This is a genomic window from Aquimarina algiphila (assembly GCF_007489275.1).
Lineage (GTDB): Bacteria > Bacteroidota > Bacteroidia > Flavobacteriales > Flavobacteriaceae > Aquimarina > Aquimarina algiphila.
Genome location: NZ_VLNR01000008.1, coordinates 24755 through 41095 on the forward strand (window position 1 = coordinate 24755; position 16341 = coordinate 41095).

Sequence of the window (16341 nt, forward strand, 5' to 3'; positions counted from 1 at the left end):
ATAAATATTAAAAATCAGAAACGACCGAATAATTGAGTTTTAGTTGCTCTGCTAGTTGTTTGGCTTTACCTAATTTTAAAAAACCACGCTCTGTATCTATAACGGTAGTTTTTGGTATTTTACTAAGGTATGTTTTGTATGTAGTTATAGCATATTGAAATGGATCTTTAGCTCCTGTATTTGCTTTTCCGTCTGTAAAAATAAATAACTGTGTAGTCTGAGTATTTAAAGATCTCAATAATTCATATACTTTAAAAAATGCAGCACCCAAATTGGTCTTTCCACCAGTTTTTAATTGATAATTAGTTGTAACAATTTGCTTAGTATTAGATGTGAATTCTTGTAGAATTTTAGCGGTTGTATTGTGTAACCCCACAATAGCATATTGTATCTTTTGTAGTGGATATGATATTATTGTTTTTTCAATAATTCCTTTTAAATACCCCATTTGGTGATCTAAAGCCATAGAAGTACTAGTGTCGACCAAAAATACAATACGAGCCGTTGACTTTTGAATGAGTTGTTTATAAACAGGGTTAAATATTCCTGTTTTTAAATATGCTTTTACAGATTTTACTATAGCAAGTTCGGTATGTTGTTTTGCAGGATAAGAAGCTAATGAAACGGTATCAAGGGCATCCAGTTTTATCTCTTGTTTTTTGTTATTTTTTGGTGCAGAGAATTGCAGGCCTTGTTGTACAGATTCTGGTAATTGAAATTCAGAATTGTTAGATGATTGTTGAGGTGTTGTTTCCTCTTGCGATTGCTCTTTTTCCTTATCATTATTATCGTTAGTACCTGGATCATTTGGTGGCGTATATTCCTTAGCTCTGTGTTGTAAAACGAAAGGAGCAATGATATTTACCATTTCTGAAGTCACTTCTGAGTGATTATGATAAGCCGCATAGGCTCTGGCAGTTTTGAGTAACAAAATATCTGCGCGCATTCCTTCTACCTGGTTAGTAATTGTTAATGCTGCACATAGTTCTTGAACACTTTCAGGAATTTGGATGGTTTGTAATTGCTGTTTTGCTAAAAGGACCTGTTCTTTAATAGATTGTTCTTTTTTTTCAAATTGTTGATAGAATCTAACAGGATCACTATCAAAGGTAAGACGTTGCATAGCTATCTGAGAACGTATTTTTTTGTCTGTAGGGGTTTGAATTGTAACACTCAAACCAAATCGATCTAATAACTGAGGACGTAACGAACCTTCTTCTGGATTCATAGTGCCTACCAGGCAAAAACGACTGTCCATCCATTGGGAGATTCCTTCTCGCTCCAGATGATAACCACCTGTTGCGGATGCATCTAGTAAAACATCCATTAAATAATCATTTAATAGATTAACCTCATCAATATATAAAAAACCTAGATGAGCTTGTGCTAATAAACCTTTATCGACAACGGTTGTTTTTTGATTAATTAAAGCTTCCAGATTAATACTCCCCAGTACTCTATCCTCTGTAGCACCAATGGGTAGATTCACAAATGGAAAATCACTTCCCATTAATTGACTCAATCCACGTACCATGGTTGTTTTAGCGGTTCCTTTATCACCTGTAGCCAGAACTCCTCCTATACTAGGATCTACTAGGTTGAGTAGTAAACATAATTTCAAATCTTCTTGAGCTGGTATTGCAGTAAAAGGATAACTATATTTTGATGGCATCTGTATCTTTATATGAAATGTAAAAATACGGATTTATAACAGTTATGAATTAAGGTTTTTTATAAGTTCAATCATTTAATCTTTCTACAATCTTTGATGGAAAATAATTTATTCCTGTTTTGATAGAACTTTCATCAATTGAAAAGTTTGGTGTATAAGGTATAAGGCAACACCCTTTTTTCAAAATTAGGGCCTCTAAGATAAAAATAAACACACCTGGCACCATACTCTTTCTGAAGAATATAGAACATCCATTATTTTTTGAATAGTTCGAATTTTCTTTCCTCTTCTTTTTTGTTAAACAAATTGAATTAAAAAAAAGCTAGAGGACAAACATGACGCTGTTTTTCTGGTTAGCACTTTAAAACCTAGGTATTCTTGATTAGGAATTTTACCTTTATTAAGAAATAAATCTTTAAAAATAGACGAGAATTATGATAGAAATAAATTGAAACACATCTCTAATTTTGATTTAAATACGACAAAAATTAAGAAGTGTTTTATAAAATATAAATACTTTACAAACTTAATTCCCCAATAATTTCCTATTTTTAGAATAGTTATTACTTTTCTTTGATAACAAAGAGTTAGTTATTTCTTGTCAAAATGTAAACGAATACGGAAGTCGATAAGGTTCGTGTACGTTAAAATCCCTGTTTTTTTAATTACCCCTATTTAGTTTTTGAACAACGATATATTCTGTATTAATGTATAGGATGGTTATATCGTAAAACCTACTTTGAATGAAAAAAATTTTGGCAATAGATGATCAACAACTTGTTTTATTATCCTTAGAAAAACATCTGTCTGATATAGGATACACTATTAAATGTGCCAGTGATGGGCAATCCGGATTAGAACTTTTTGATAGTTTTAAACCAGATATTGTAATCGTTGATATTAATATGGATGGAATGTCTGGTCTTGAAGTAATTGAAAATATTCGTCAAGAAAAAAAGTCAGATGTTAAGATTTTGGTAATGTCTGGTAATACTAATGAGGATACTATCGTAGATGGATTTGATCTGGGGATAGATGATTATATGAAAAAGCCATTATCTCTGAATGAAATTTCGGCACGAATAGCGAGAATATTTGGTATAAAATCTAAAAAAAAGTTAGACAATAGTTCTAAAGGTCAAATGTTACAAAGACATTGTGTTGGTGTTGTAATACCTTGTTATAACGAAGAAAAAAGAATTTTAAGTAAAGAATTCATTGATTTTACCCATAGTAATCTAGGATACCATTTATGTTTTGTTAATGATGGAAGTACAGACAATACATTAGAAGTGTTAAAAAAATTATCTGAAGGTAGAGAAGATAACATTAGTGTCTATAATTGTGTTAAAAATGGTGGAAAAGGAGAAGCTGTAAGACAAGGGGTTCTTCATCTTGCCAAGGACTCACAGTTAGACTATATAGGATATTTGGATGCTGATTTATCAACAGATTTTAAAGATTTTGATGATTTGGTTAAAACTATAGAATCTTCCAAGTTTAAAATTGTAAGCGGCTCCAGAATGAGTAGGATGGGAGCAAACATTACCAAAGAGTCAGCACGAAAAATTATCAGTAAAACCATTAATTTGATTATTCGAAATATCTTAAGCATGTCTTTTAATGATACACAATGTGGAGCTAAAATCATGGATAAAGAAATAGCGAATGAAATGTTTCGAGAGAAGTTTATAACAAAATGGTTATTTGATGTAGAGATTTTTATGAAGATGCGTAAATTTTATGGAAGAGAAAAAGCAATTTCCTATATATGTGAGCAACCTCTTAAACGTTGGATACATGCAGATGGTTCCAAACTATCTATGAAAGATTCTGTGAAAATTGTAGGGCAGCTTGCCCAAATTGCTTATTATTATAACTTTAAAGTCAAATCCAAGGTTAGGTAAGTGGTATGGCTAAAAGGAAATAGGTATAAATTATAGTGTATTTATATATTCTGTGATCACTTGTAGAGTTTTTTCAAAATCTTCCTTTAGTTTGTAACTTCCTTTTTTTAAATTGTTTTCATAATCAGTAGCAATTTCATAACTTTTTTCAAGTCCGAGAATACTGATCTTGTGCTTTAATTTATGGACGTCTTCTGCAGCTTTTATAAGGTTTTTATGCTCTAAATTACTGAAGTATTGATCTTTTTCTAACGGGAATTCTTTTTTGATAACATTAAAAATTTTTTCTTCAAAAATTTTATCCCCATTAGATAGCTTATTAATCTCTGATAAGTTTGGTTGTTCCATTGAAGTGATTTTTTGATTAGAACGTGATAAACAAAATTATTTGAATTATTAAAAAAGTACACTTTGTAATACCATCAATCCAACTAGTATAGAAATAATACCAATTACACCATTCATCCATTTAAAAACGGATATATTACGTTCTATAAAACGACTCATGGTAAAAATAAGGACATAGCTATAGACAGCCATAGAGAAAATAATACCAATAGACTCTACAATTAGGATTAATATTGCATCGGATATAGTATCAGCACTAATAATAAGTGCTGAGGTAAGTGCACCTCCAGTTCCAGCTAACCCATGGAGCATACCGATCCAAAAAGATCGATTGATAGGATTCATAGCTATTTCTTCACCGGTTTTACCATGTAAATGAATAGGGTTATTAGCAAGATGTTCATGGGCTTCTATTTTTTTATGATCAGCCATCATTGCATTGATCTTATGATTTCTACGAATTGCCATTACGCCTAGCCAAATCATAATAGGACCAACAGAAAATTCTGCCCAGAAGGAAATACTTTCAACAAAAGTGAGCAACGCCGCTCTAAATACTAGCGCAATTCCACCAAACATTAACAAAGTAACAGAATGTCCTAATGCCCACTGAGATGCTGTAAATACAGTTTTAAAAGATACTTTTTTCTTCTTAATAGCATTTTCTGCTGCCAATACAGAAACCGCGGACATATGATCGGGTTCAAAAGAATGTAATACTCCTGCGATTAGAGGTCGGGCAAGATTCATTATGTTCATAAAGTATATGCTATATGGATTCCATCATTATTGATCAAATATATTTGAAGCTGCACTTTTGGAGCTATTTTCTGACAATGGTAATGGCATCGTTCTATTAGTTTTTGATAAAATTTTTCTTGGGTTGTAAAAGTAAAAATTTCCCTTAGACGTCCTGCCATATTTAGTGATAAAACTTTGTTGGCAATTTCTATTGGATAGCCTGCTTCTATCGCCAGTTGATGGATGAAGTTTTTATCCCAAGTTGTTTTTCCGCTATGGGTGTTGGTATTACCTTGTGCTAATTTTGCTGCTTTACCTAACATTATACCCATAAATACTTTAGTAATCTGCGGGGATTTGTCAATTTTCTCAAAAGTTTCTTGTATCCAATTACCATAGTGCACACATGAAATATCATCAATTTCAGGAAATAATGCTTTCAACATTTTTTCACTACGTGCCCCCGAATTAATTAACAATTGAGTTTTTCCATTAGCTATGGCAACATCTATTCCTTGTCGAATACTAGCAATGTAAGAGGCAGCAGAAAAAGGAGTCACAATGCCGGTAGTTCCTAAAATTGAAATTCCATGTAAAATCCCCAGACGACTATTAAGTGTTCTTTTTGCTAATTGTTCGCCGTTTTTTACAGATATTGTGATTGTCACACCATTAGTTTCGAGTTGGTAATCAGATAGTATTTTTTTGCAAACGATGCTCATCATTTCCCTGGGTACTGGATTAATAGCAGGTTCTCCTACAGAGATTTCTAACCCGGGAAGTGTTACTAGTCCAACCCCTTCTCCTCTTTTAAAAATAATGTCCCCAGTGGTATTAAGATTGACAGTAGCCATAATCTCTGCCTGATGGGTTACATCAGGATCATCACCAGCATCTTTTATGGTAGAATATGTAGCTTCTTTTTGGGTGAGTGAAACTAACTCAACCAGAAATGTAACCGTTTCCCCAATAGGTAATTGTATTTGTGTTTCTTTGATTTTTTGTTGAGTGACTAAACTTAATAAAGCTGCTTTTGTACAAGCAGTTGCACAAGCTCCTGTAGTATAACCTCTACGTAATGGTTTATCTGGTATGTCTTTTAGTTCTCCCAAAAATTAAGTTACTAACTTGTTTAATTCATCTGCTGTATCAACACAAAGATACCGATTAGAAATTTCTGGTTTTTTTAAAATAACAATAGGAATATTTACAGCCAATGCAGCTTGTATTTTCTCTTCTAATTTTCCATTATTTCCACTTTCTTTGGTAAAAATTACTTCTGGCGCTATTTTAGTAAACAAAGCTATTTCTTCATTTTTAGTTTGTGGATACCCAAATAGTAAATGAGTTTTAGGAAAGTTAGTTGCTGTAGCTATTACTCGGGAAGAATCTCTATCCAAAATTCGAAACCAAGTAGGATAGGTTTTCCAATACATTTTTAACTTTATAATAGTTTGTACTCCAGATAGAGCAAGTAATGATTGATAGTGGTTTTTATTAAAATGATGTATGGCTTCTTCAAAGGTATCAACATAAGAAACAAGTCGATGTAAAGTTTTGGGAGAATGCTTTCTCTGAAAACGTATTAAAGGTAATTCCAGAGAAATATTAGCAATGGTTTGATGTAATTGTATCGCAAAAGGATGAGAAGCATTGATGATATGAGTAATATTCTGTTTCTTACAGAAAGCTTCTAATAACGTTGTAGTCATTTCACCAAATATCGGAATTCCTTTTCCAATATACTCTACTTTGGTTTTAGTAGAATAATAGTATTGAATATCTAGTTCATCCAATGTTTTAGCAACACATTTACCTTCTGTAGTTCCGCCAAATACAAGTATCATCAGGATTGAATTGTTTTTTCTTTTTTTCTAAAAATATGATGCCATTTATCATCGTACAACCAAGAGCGATTTTTTCGAGCTCCAATAGCTTCTCCTACTACAATCATAACCGTTCTAGTGAGTTTATTTTCTTTAATTATTGTAGTTAACTCTGAAAGTTTACCTGTCCATACCTGCTCATCTGGCCAGCTCACTCGATACAATATGGCTAACGGAGTGTCTTCTGGATAATGTTCTAAGAGTTGCTCCTGTATTTTTTTTGCAATACCCACGCTTAAGAAAATACACATGGTAGCTCTCAATTTTGCCATATCTGCTATTTTCTCATGCTCTGGCATTGGAGTATTACCTTCACCTCTGGTAAGGATAATAGTTTGCGCTATTTCGGGAATAGTAAATTCTGATTTTAGATGTGCTGCCGCAGCCTGAAATGATGAAATCCCCGGAACGATATAATATTCATATCCTTTTTCGTCAAAAATGGTCATTTGCTCTTGTATCGCTCCATAAATTGAAGGGTCACCAGAATGTAAACGAACAATGGATTTTCCTTGTGCATAATATTGATCCATGATCGCTACTTGTTCTTCTAGGGTCATAGAGGCAGAATTGCGAACCAAAGCACCTTCTTTTGCCATATGAGTTAATGCTTCTGGTACTAAACTACCTGCATATAAAATACAATCTGCATTTTCTAAAATGTATTGTCCTTTTAGAGTTAATAATTCTGGATCTCCAGATCCAGCACCTACAATAGCAATACTAGCTTTACGTTCATATACGCTTAATAAACTAAAAGCATAGGTGAATTTCTTACCTGATTGAGTCAACACTTTTGTTTTTTCTGTAAGCCAAGTTGACTGATCAGCAATCAAAGCAGCTGCTGCTTCAGAAACGCCATATACTCCAACTTTCTTTTTTACTACTTCTGATGGGTTAGCTACGGTAATAGTATTAAGTTCTTCGCCTGAATATGTTATAAATGGGATGTTATATTGTTTTGCAAAATCAAGGTAAGCCTGCTCTTTATTCTTGATTGTTGCAGATCCGATAGCATATACACTTTCTATAGCTACATTTTCTTTTTCTAATGCAGATTCTAATCCCTTGATTAATAACGAAGGTTCTATGTCTTTAGCACAACCACTTCCTATTGCAATACAAGCAGGATAATATGAGATTATTGGAGTTTTACTATCAAAAACTTCATACCCTATATAAATTAGTAACTCGTATTCGTTTATATCACAATCATCGAGGTTGTAAAATATGTCAACAAAATCTGGACATGTTTTTTCGAGGTATTGAGTTCCTTTGTCTTTGGTTTTTAGGATCAGTGCAGTTGATTTTCTATTTACAAACAAAGAGATAATTTCATTGGTGCTAATAGAACTTTTTACTTTCCAGCGATATCTTTCTGCAAGTGTATCTAATGCCCATAATTCTTGCAAATCACTCGAAGTAGATATCACAGCTTGTGCATCTAGTATTTTACTTATTTGTTTGGTAACAACATTTGCTCTACCAATATGACCACTTAATACCGACTGGACAAATTTACCTTGATCATCTATATTAATAACAGCTGGATCTGTAGTTTTGTCCTCGATATGATGTGCTATACTACGAACACAAATACCCAAAGCTCCTATAAAAATCCAAGCATCATAGTTGTGAAAAGAATTTTTCATTAGCTCGGCTACAGAATCAATCTGTTTGATATCCTTACTGGAAGTAGTATCTCTGGTTGTGAGAATTTTGGAACGATAAAACTCTTTTTGTAATGTTTTAGCGATAGATAATCCTTGATCTGTAAAACAGAGTATTGCAACTTTTATAATGGGTTCTGACATGCGTATGTTATTAGGACCTTTTAATTGTCAAAGATATTGGTTAAGGATATCTTAGAAAATGTTTATTTAAATTAAATACAATCGAAAATTGATGATTCCTTATTCTAGAAAAAGGGGTGTTATTTGTAGATATATTATATCCATAAAATATATTGGCATCACCAAATATACCTAAACCTATTTTTGGAGTGATTACAATATCATTTATTTTAAAATCTGTTTGATATTTTATTTCTAAGCCTGTAATTAATAATAAAGCACTTGTCTCGTAACCGATTTTTATGCCATAAATATCATTGTTTTGATCAGGCATCCATTCTAAAGCTGCATAATAAGTTTTAGAAAAATAACCTGTATCTCCATATCTGCAGGTATGTAATGCTGCTCCAACTTCAGAATAAAAATCATTTTGTAACCCTGCACCTATACGTACTGAAATTTGCCTTACTGTGGTGAAGTTTCCAGGTTGAAAATGTAGTGTATCTACTTCTTGTTTAAGAACTTCTTTTTTTACAATATCCTGCCCAAAAACTGTATATCCGATTAAAACACAACCCCAGAAGAATATTTTTTTTATCATTTTATTTCCCTTTTGGCTTTTAGTAAGGTAATTGTATTATGTAAATCCAAGCTTATTTTATGAGTATTATTGATACTGTATCCGATTTTTGAACAACCTTTTTTAAACAGTTCTATTGAGTTTTCTTTGACTGTATTAATGACAATATTGGTTTCTGGTTTTAGAAAAGGATGAATTTTGAGAAAGAGTTCTTCTAATTTACCACCATGTCCGCCAATAAAAATAGCATCTGGTTTTGGAAATTGACTAAGGTCTTGTTCAAAAAAATCTCCAATTATTATCTTAACACCAGGAACACCAAAACGTTTCTGGTTTTCTATAATAATACGTTCGCATTCTTGTCTTTTTTCGAAAGCAATGACTTCGAGGTTTGGATTTTTTAGTTTTGCTTCAATAGTTATAGATCCGGTACAAAATCCGATATCCCAAAGTATGTTACTATTTATAACCTCTAAAAGATGTAATGTTGTTAGTCGAATAGGCATCTTAGTAATCATATTTGGCCTATTCGGTAAACCTATAAAATCAAGATCCTTTATTCCAAAATCAATAGTACGATGAAATTTCTTTTTGAGGAGCACACAGTTTAATGGATGAAACATTCTTTTTGAAGCTTCTATTAATGTCAACTCATGAAATTGTTCCCGATCCCCTTCAATATCTTCTCCTATAATGATTTCATAATTCGAATAACCATATTCTAACATGCGTTGCACAATGATGGCCGGAGTTTTTTCTGTATCGGTTAATACACCGATCAATTCTTTTTGCTGAATTAGAATAGCATCAAAAGCATTCCAGTTTCTTCCATGAACACTTACAGTTTGTAATTGATTACTATTTGTATTTGTTGCATTGGCAAGTAGTTGAATTGAACTAAAATACGGTGTGGTTATAATTTTTGCATTAGGAAATTTATGTTGTAATGTGTTTGAGAATCCATAAAATAAAGGGTTTCCAGAGGCAAAAATGACAATAGGTTCGTTTGCTTTTTGATAAGCATTAAATACATCTGCCATTGGCGATGCAATGTGAATCCATTTATGATTTTCCGGAAGTTTGTTTTTGACTAATTTATAATGGCGTTTTCCTCCGCTGAATATTGCAGTGTTAAGAATCACCTGTTGCTGCTCTATCGTGAAACTGGGTGTCTTATTTGCGATACCTATTACATGAAAAATCATCATAATGTCAATATAATATTCTGTAATCTAAGGAGATTTATACTTTTCTTCAAAGACTACGTCTTTTTGGAGTTTTTTGCGATCCCATTTTTTGAGTTCTAATTCAGGTTGATTATAAAACATATCAGTATATCCAAAGCATAAATAACCGATTAATTGATTCTCAGAGGGAGCGTTAAGTACAGTTTTTACTTTTTCAGGATCCAAAATGCTCACCCATCCCATTCCAATATTGAGGGATCTAGCCATGAGCCACATATTTTGTATTGCACAAACTACACTGTATTTACCCATATTAGGCATGCTAGTTTGTCCTAGTACAGGGCCATCTTTTGGTTTGTAAAATACAGCTATGTTTAGAGGAGATTCTACAATCCCTTCTAACTTAAGTTTGATATATTCTTTTTGTTTTTGGTCTTCAAACAACAGAGCTGCTCGTTGTGTCTCTTCAGAGAAAGTTGCTTTTATTGCTTGTTTTGTGGTTTGATCTTTAATTAATACAAATTCCCAAGGTTGTGAGAAGCCTACAGAAGGAGCTGCAAGCGCAGCATCTAAAATAGTGTCAATAGCGTTTTGAGGAATAGGAGTATTTAGAAAATGATTCCCTCGAACATCTCTTCGATGTGCCAAGATTTCTTCGAGTAACTGTTGCTCTTCTTTAGTAAATATGCGTTGTGGTTGTTCCTCCATAATACTTATAGTTTAGCTTCTTCAAGAGTAAAAGCTGCATTTACAATAGCTGCAGCAAAATTACTTCCTCCTCGTTTTTCTGTAATCAGAGCATATGGGATCTCTGTTATTGTTTTTAATCTTTCTTTAGATTCGATGACATTGATAAACCCTACAGGCGCTCCGATAACTCCTGTTGGAGATAGGGTGCCTTCCTGGATTTGATCCGTGATTTCAATTAATGCAGTTGGAGCATTGCCAATAACAAATAATGCCTTTGGATATTTTTTTGCTGCTAGTTTTATACCAGCTTGTGTTCTTGTTAAGCCTTCTTCTTCAGCTAATTTTAATGTTTCAGGATCATTTAATAAGCATACTACTTTATTGTTATATTTGGAAATATACCCTTTTGTGATACCAGCTTGAACCATAGTAACATCGGTCACAATCGTACCTCCAGCCTGAAGATATTTATGCCAAATTGTTATTGCCTGTTCTGAAGTTTTCAAATACTTGATGTACTCATAATCTCCCGAAGTGTGAATGCATCGTATAGCTGCCCAAAGGGCATCTTTTTCTAGTGTGTTTTGAGGTATATTATTTGTTATTTCAGAAAAACTAGCTTGTTGAATTTCTGATCCTGTTTCTGGTTTCCTGTTTAAATAGCCTCTTGGAGTGATCAAATGATCTTTATAGTTAAACGTTTGACTGTTCCCTATAAGTACTACACAAAACATATCCACATCATTGACATCAAAATCTCCTAAGGTTGTGATCTTGATTTCTTCTTCTGTTCTTCCTAATTGTTTACAGATAGCAACTGGTGTTTCAGCGGAGCGATACTCCAGATAAATACGTTGCAAAGTTTGAAGTTGCCAGTATCGTTTTTTGCTTTTAGGGTTATATAGCCCCGTTACAAAATCACCCATTGCCGCAGCGCGAATACGTTTCTCAATAGTTGTCCATGGTGTCATTAAATCAGATAATGAGATACAACAAAAATCGTGACCTAGTATTGCACCCAGTTTACTCCCTGCTGTAATAAAAGCAGAAATCCCAGGTACTGTTTCTATAGGAATATCTAATGCTTGCTCAGCAACTTTTTGATATACGATAGATGCCATTGCATATATACTAGCATCTCCAGAACCAATCACGACCACATGTTCTCCTTCTAAGGCATGTTGTATTGCAATTTCTGCTCTTTTTTCCTCCTCACTAAGTTCTTTTCCGATGCATAAAGCATCAGGATGAACCAGATGTTGTATGAATTGAAAGTAATAGTGATACCCAATTACTACCGTAGCTTCAGAAATTGCTTGTGTAGCCATCGGGATAATATAGTCTGAATGTCCAGGGCCAAGCCCTACAACTTTGATCATTTTTTAATAATTAATAAAGAGAAATATGGTATTTCTCTATGAGTCAGTGTCGTTAAATCTGTTGTTATATATTCCTGCTTGGTTCCTAAACGTTCACAATAGTAACATTTCCAATCTTTTTTTGCTAATTCTGATTGAAAATTACTCCACCCAGATCTTATTTTCATTAATATCACGGTATCAAACTCTAAAAAATATGTAGTGATTTCTGTGATATGTTTAACTCTGGGGATAACAACTATTTTATCATTGAGCAAACTTAACGGAATCTTATGTTGCGCTGCTCCTAAAGAAAAAGAATTGATTCCAGGGACTAATGATACAGGTAATTGTAAGTTTTGAAGTTCGGCCAATATATAGGAGAAAGAGGCATATAAACTAATATCTCCTTCACAAACAATGGCTATTTTTTTTCCTGAATGATACGCTTCCTGAATTTCTTTTGCTGTGGAGTCATAAATTTCTGAAGCCTGTTTTCTATCATTCGACATTTTTAAAAAGAAACCTCTTAGTTCTTTGTTTTCTAACTTGTGGTATTGTAGAATAGGAAACACAAAACTTTTTTTTATTCCTTCTGTGATTGATCCGGGATAAAAAATAAGATCTACTTCTTTTAATATTCGTAAAGCTTTTAGGGTAAGGAGCTCTGGATCTCCTGGCCCTAAGGCAATTCCGTATATACTATTCAAAATTATGTCGTTTTTTTCTTTTTTCGCTTATATAAGAAGAGTTGCCATTTTTCTTCTGCAACACCTGCTTTATCCATTTCGGCTCTGGCCATGGTGAAGAACAAATCTGACAATCTGTTAATATAAGCGACTACATATTCTTCTACAGATGCAGGATCTTCGTGCATTAACGTTACCAATCTGCGCTCTCCTCTTCTAATCTGTGTGCGACATACATGGCATAGTGCTGAAATTTCGTTTCCACCTGGTAGTAGAAAATAATCTGAAGGAGAGCTTATTTTAGATTCCATATCATCCATCCATTGTTCGCAAAAATCGGCTCCATCTATAGGTTTTGGATTAGGGTTTTCTTTTTTAGAATCAGAGGGTCTTGCCAAATGAGACATCATATCCATTAAATCCTTTTGGATTTTATGCAAGTTTTGTTGCCATTCATGATCATTGCCTAATTTTGATCGCAGTAACCCGATAGTAGAGTTGGCTTCGTCTAATGCTCCATTACATTCAATACGAGCTGAATCCTTAGATTCTCTTTTTCCTCCAAAAACACCTGTCATGCCAGTGTCTCCTTTTCGTGTATATATTTTCATAGGACTAGGCTTCTATAGTTGTCATTAGTTTTTGTTCTAACGCTTGCTGTAATTTTTCTTCTTCTATTTCTTCTCCTATTATTACTAATCGTGTAGCTTTTATTTCGTCATCAGCCCACTTTCTGTCAAAATAATTCTCAAATCTATCAGCTACTCCTTGAACTATCATACGCATAGGTTTTCCAGGAACATGAATAATTCCTTTGATTCGATAGATATGATGCTCAACCACTAGTGATTTTAGCGTATCAACTAATTGTTGGGGAGTATGTGGGGCTTTCACTTCAATTACTATAGAATTGATGGTTTCGTCATGATCGTGATCATGGTGATGGTCATGATCATGGTGATGATGATTTTCATGGTGAGAATGTTTACTATCCACATGATCTTCTGCCTTAGCATCGATTCCTAATAATACTTCTACAGGAATATCTCCTTTTACAGCAGAAATTAATTTTATGTTGTCTCCTACACGATTCTGAATAATATCATGTACTTGTGTATATGCTGAATCATCAATCAAATCAGATTTGGTCATTACAATAAGATCTGCACAAGAAAGTTGGTCTTCAAATAATTCTTCGATAGAAGATTCGTGATCTAAGTTTTCATCATCCAAACGTTGAGATTGTACTTTATCTCGATCACAAATTTCTCCAGTCGCTTGTCCTACACAATCTACAACTGTAATTACTGCATCTACTGTTATTTGAGGTTTTAAATCCGGCCAATTAAACGCTTTCAATAATGGTTTAGGCAATGCTAACCCCGAAGTCTCTATAATGATATGGTCAATATCTTGTTTACGCTCCATTAACTGAAGCATTGTGGGGAGAAATTCTTCTTGAACTGTACAGCAAAGACATCCATTACTCAATTCGAGTATATTTTCCTCTTCACATCCACAATCATTTCCTTTTAGGATCTCACCATCCATTCCTAATTCTCCAAATTCATTAACGATAATTGCTAATCGTCTACCATTGGCATTTTTAGCGATTTTATGTATTAAGGTTGTTTTACCAGATCCTAGAAAACCAGTAATTATCGTTACTGGTATTTTTTGAGTGTTTAAAGCCATAAATTTTGTCAAAAATGATTCCTAACAAAACTATCTATTATAACTTAAATGAAAAAGGAAATTCTAATATGTTTATGATAACAATTTTGATGTGCTCGACTTCTACATATCAAGTCTCATAAAAACTAAACTTGCTTCAAACAGTTGGCTTTTTTTATTCTGTGGTATCTAAAATATAATAGGTGTTAGAAATATTTAAGATTTAATTTGGAAAATAATACTAGAATCATTAATATTTGTATAACACAATGAAACCAAATAGTATACATATCATAATAAAGTCACTGTTTAATACAGGTGATACTCGATGGATTACTGAAGTATCTATCGATGATCGGACGCTATGTAGCTATTTTAATCATTTTTTAGAATGATATAAATTAGAGAACTAATACAGAATAGCAAGCGTCCAATATATTGGACGCTTTTTTTATGGAGTATTTTTTGATGCAAAGTAAAATAAAACCTTAAGATCTATTCTAAATCATGAAGTAGAATAGTAAGTATACTATAAAAAGAATTGAAATGTCAATTATAATTAAATGAATTAAAACAAAATTGTAAAACTTTTTAAATGAATGAATAAAGATTGATTAGTACATAAAAAATAGAAATTGGAAAGTAAGTATCATATATACAGATAATTACCAAAACACCCAAAATTCGTTGTAAAACGGATAGGGATTTCTATGCTTAATTTGTAGTTTAACTATTTGATTTTCAGTAAAATAAACTCAAAAAATAGTTGCGTATATTAAAAAATATTCGCATCTTTGTAGAACAATTAACAATAACAAAAAAAGACAAAAACAATGAAGTATAATAAATTTTATAACAAGGAGCAGGAGATCAGAAATTGCCTGTTAGCCGATGTATTCGGAAGCATCCTTGGAATGGGTTTATATACTTCGGTTGTAAATCCTCTTCCAGAAAAGATGACCCAATCTGATGGTAACAAAGAACTGGAAAAAACACTTCACTTTATAAGTAAGAATTTCCATGAAGATGAAGTAGTAATCAAAGGCAGTTACACTTCTTGTAAAGCTATAGTTTCATAAGCTTTATAAGGGTAATTATTATAAGCGATTGAGTTTGTCTCCCAAGACAAACTGAAAAATAGTAATAAAAACAACGATTTCTTTAGGAGCAATCAATAGATCATATTAGCATGCTAATTTGAAGAACGAACCAAGATAATCAATGATATACCTACTATTTAGAATCACTTAGTATTTGATTATGTACTCTAACTGTTACCGACATCAATAGTCAGTATTTTTTATAGCAATGTAGATTTTTTAGATCTATATAACGTTTTCTTGGGATAAATGGCCCCTAAAAACGGAGTATATCTAAAAATCGATACCCACAGTATATGTGAGCCTAACAAAATGTTTGGTTTACACCTGGATTGTATAGAGAATACAGAAAACTGACCCACCAAAAAGATCCAATTACAGCTCACTGCTACCCAAAAAAGGGGAAAGTAGGGTATGGTGACTGTACAGGATTTACTTTCCCAAAAACGATCAATTAATTCCCATAGGTATGGGTATACAGTAGTATATCAATCTGGGGTTGACACCTATGGGCGTACCCCAAACAATTGGAAAACAAAAAATTTAGCACAATGAAAACCTTAAAACACATATTATTAATAGCTCTACTCCTATGCGTTAACCTTACTTCTTGTACACCCGATGATAGTGTGACAGAAAATGAAAAACTACATACTGAGGTGTTAAGTACTAAAGGAGATCAAGACGTATTAGAAGATGATGGCGATATAGATTAA

Annotated in this window: 16 protein-coding genes; 3 read left to right on the forward strand and 13 right to left on the reverse strand. The window is 33.0% G+C overall.

All coding sequences use genetic code 11. The features are described from left to right. Positions 1 to 7: 7 nt before the first annotated feature. Entirely contained in the window at positions 8 to 1672 is a 1665-nt protein-coding gene (locus FOF46_RS05390) for an AAA family ATPase (RefSeq protein WP_143915740.1), read from the reverse strand. Between the two features lie 743 nt (positions 1673 to 2415). On the opposite strand from FOF46_RS05390, the gene FOF46_RS05395 reads away from it, so the two are divergent. Beyond that, complete coding sequence (locus FOF46_RS05395; protein ID WP_109434042.1) at positions 2416 to 3579, forward strand: response regulator; 1164 nt, start codon at positions 2416 to 2418, stop codon at positions 3577 to 3579. A gap of 30 nt (positions 3580 to 3609) precedes the next feature. Here FOF46_RS05395 and FOF46_RS05400 read toward each other — a convergent pair whose 3' ends face one another. Genes FOF46_RS05400 through cobW form a run of 12 tightly spaced genes read right to left on the reverse strand, consistent with a single transcriptional unit; the run spans position 3610 to position 14546 of the window. Continuing rightward, positions 3610 to 3927, reverse strand: a complete 318-nt coding sequence (locus FOF46_RS05400; protein WP_109434041.1) for a histidine kinase — start codon at positions 3925 to 3927, stop codon at positions 3610 to 3612. A 48-nt stretch (positions 3928 to 3975) separates the two neighbouring features. Next, positions 3976 to 4686, reverse strand: coding sequence for a hypothetical protein (locus FOF46_RS05405; protein WP_109434040.1), 711 nt, complete (start codon positions 4684 to 4686; stop codon positions 3976 to 3978). Then, positions 4683 to 5780, reverse strand: a complete 1098-nt coding sequence (locus FOF46_RS05410) for a cobalt-precorrin-5B (C(1))-methyltransferase (RefSeq protein ID WP_143915741.1) — start codon at positions 5778 to 5780, stop codon at positions 4683 to 4685. The genes FOF46_RS05405 and FOF46_RS05410 overlap by 4 nt, the downstream gene beginning before the upstream one ends. Before the next feature lie 3 nt (positions 5781 to 5783). Continuing rightward, positions 5784 to 6515 (reverse strand): precorrin-6A/cobalt-precorrin-6A reductase, encoded by a 732-nt coding sequence (locus FOF46_RS05415; RefSeq protein ID WP_143915742.1) that lies wholly within the window; start codon positions 6513 to 6515, stop codon positions 5784 to 5786. Further along, positions 6515 to 8368, reverse strand: coding sequence for a precorrin-4 C(11)-methyltransferase (gene cobM / locus FOF46_RS05420; protein WP_244299570.1), 1854 nt, complete (start codon positions 8366 to 8368; stop codon positions 6515 to 6517). Before cobM ends, FOF46_RS05415 begins: the two co-directional genes overlap by 1 nt. A 40-nt stretch (positions 8369 to 8408) precedes the next feature. Next, positions 8409 to 8948, reverse strand: a complete 540-nt coding sequence (locus FOF46_RS05425) for a hypothetical protein (RefSeq protein WP_143915743.1) — start codon at positions 8946 to 8948, stop codon at positions 8409 to 8411. Then, positions 8945 to 10135 (reverse strand): precorrin-6y C5,15-methyltransferase (decarboxylating) subunit CbiE, encoded by a 1191-nt coding sequence (gene cbiE / locus FOF46_RS05430; RefSeq protein ID WP_143915744.1) that lies wholly within the window; start codon positions 10133 to 10135, stop codon positions 8945 to 8947. Before cbiE ends, FOF46_RS05425 begins: the two co-directional genes overlap by 4 nt. Before the next feature lie 24 nt (positions 10136 to 10159). Next, positions 10160 to 10822, reverse strand: coding sequence for a 5,6-dimethylbenzimidazole synthase (gene bluB / locus FOF46_RS05435; protein WP_143915745.1), 663 nt, complete (start codon positions 10820 to 10822; stop codon positions 10160 to 10162). 5 nt (positions 10823 to 10827) lie between these two features. Beyond that, the gene (cobJ, locus tag FOF46_RS05440; protein WP_143915746.1) at positions 10828 to 12183 is read right to left on the reverse strand and encodes a precorrin-3B C(17)-methyltransferase; all 1356 of its coding nucleotides are present in this window, start codon (positions 12181 to 12183) and stop codon (positions 10828 to 10830) included. Then, positions 12180 to 12872, reverse strand: coding sequence for a precorrin-2 C(20)-methyltransferase (gene cobI, locus FOF46_RS05445; protein ID WP_167571751.1), 693 nt, complete (start codon positions 12870 to 12872; stop codon positions 12180 to 12182). Before cobI ends, cobJ begins: the two co-directional genes overlap by 4 nt. Before the next feature lie 2 nt (positions 12873 to 12874). Further along, a complete protein-coding gene (locus FOF46_RS05450) occupies positions 12875 to 13462 on the reverse strand; it encodes a cob(I)yrinic acid a,c-diamide adenosyltransferase (RefSeq protein WP_143915748.1) in 588 nt (195 codons plus the stop codon). A 4-nt stretch (positions 13463 to 13466) separates the two neighbouring features. Beyond that, positions 13467 to 14546 carry a cobalamin biosynthesis protein CobW gene (gene cobW / locus FOF46_RS05455; RefSeq protein ID WP_143915749.1) on the reverse strand — a complete coding sequence of 360 codons (1080 nt, stop codon included), beginning with the start codon at positions 14544 to 14546 and terminating at the stop codon, positions 13467 to 13469. A gap of 812 nt (positions 14547 to 15358) precedes the next feature. Between cobW and FOF46_RS05460 the strand changes: the two genes are divergently transcribed. Beyond that, positions 15359 to 15604: a hypothetical protein gene (locus FOF46_RS05460; RefSeq protein WP_109434030.1), complete on the forward strand. Its 246-nt coding sequence runs from the start codon at positions 15359 to 15361 to the stop codon at positions 15602 to 15604. Positions 15605 to 16176: 572 nt separating this feature from the next. Further along, the gene (locus tag FOF46_RS31380) at positions 16177 to 16341 is read left to right on the forward strand and encodes a hypothetical protein (protein WP_160114005.1); all 165 of its coding nucleotides are present in this window, start codon (positions 16177 to 16179) and stop codon (positions 16339 to 16341) included.

Bases quoted from the DNA above. Each gene is read 5' to 3' on its own strand.
- FOF46_RS05460 (WP_109434030.1), top strand. From the start codon at position 15,359: ATGAAGTATAATAAATTTTATAACAAGGAGCAGGAGATCAGAAATTGC.
- FOF46_RS05450 (WP_143915748.1), bottom strand. From the start codon at position 13,462: ATGAAAATATATACACGAAAAGGAGACACTGGCATGACAGGTGTTTTT.
- FOF46_RS05415 (WP_143915742.1), bottom strand. From the start codon at position 6,515: ATGATACTTGTATTTGGCGGAACTACAGAAGGTAAATGTGTTGCTAAA.
- FOF46_RS05405 (WP_109434040.1), bottom strand. From the start codon at position 4,686: ATGAACATAATGAATCTTGCCCGACCTCTAATCGCAGGAGTATTACAT.
- FOF46_RS05395 (WP_109434042.1), top strand. From the start codon at position 2,416: ATGAAAAAAATTTTGGCAATAGATGATCAACAACTTGTTTTATTATCC.
- FOF46_RS05425 (WP_143915743.1), bottom strand. From the start codon at position 8,948: ATGATAAAAAAAATATTCTTCTGGGGTTGTGTTTTAATCGGATATACA.
- FOF46_RS05390 (WP_143915740.1), bottom strand. From the start codon at position 1,672: ATGCCATCAAAATATAGTTATCCTTTTACTGCAATACCAGCTCAAGAA.
- cobJ (WP_143915746.1), bottom strand. From the start codon at position 12,183: ATGATCAAAGTTGTAGGGCTTGGCCCTGGACATTCAGACTATATTATC.
- FOF46_RS31380 (WP_160114005.1), top strand. From the start codon at position 16,177: ATGAAAACCTTAAAACACATATTATTAATAGCTCTACTCCTATGCGTT.
- cobM (WP_244299570.1), bottom strand. From the start codon at position 8,368: ATGTCAGAACCCATTATAAAAGTTGCAATACTCTGTTTTACAGATCAA.
- cbiE (WP_143915744.1), bottom strand. From the start codon at position 10,135: ATGATGATTTTTCATGTAATAGGTATCGCAAATAAGACACCCAGTTTC.
- FOF46_RS05400 (WP_109434041.1), bottom strand. From the start codon at position 3,927: ATGGAACAACCAAACTTATCAGAGATTAATAAGCTATCTAATGGGGAT.
- bluB (WP_143915745.1), bottom strand. From the start codon at position 10,822: ATGGAGGAACAACCACAACGCATATTTACTAAAGAAGAGCAACAGTTA.
- cobW (WP_143915749.1), bottom strand. From the start codon at position 14,546: ATGGCTTTAAACACTCAAAAAATACCAGTAACGATAATTACTGGTTTT.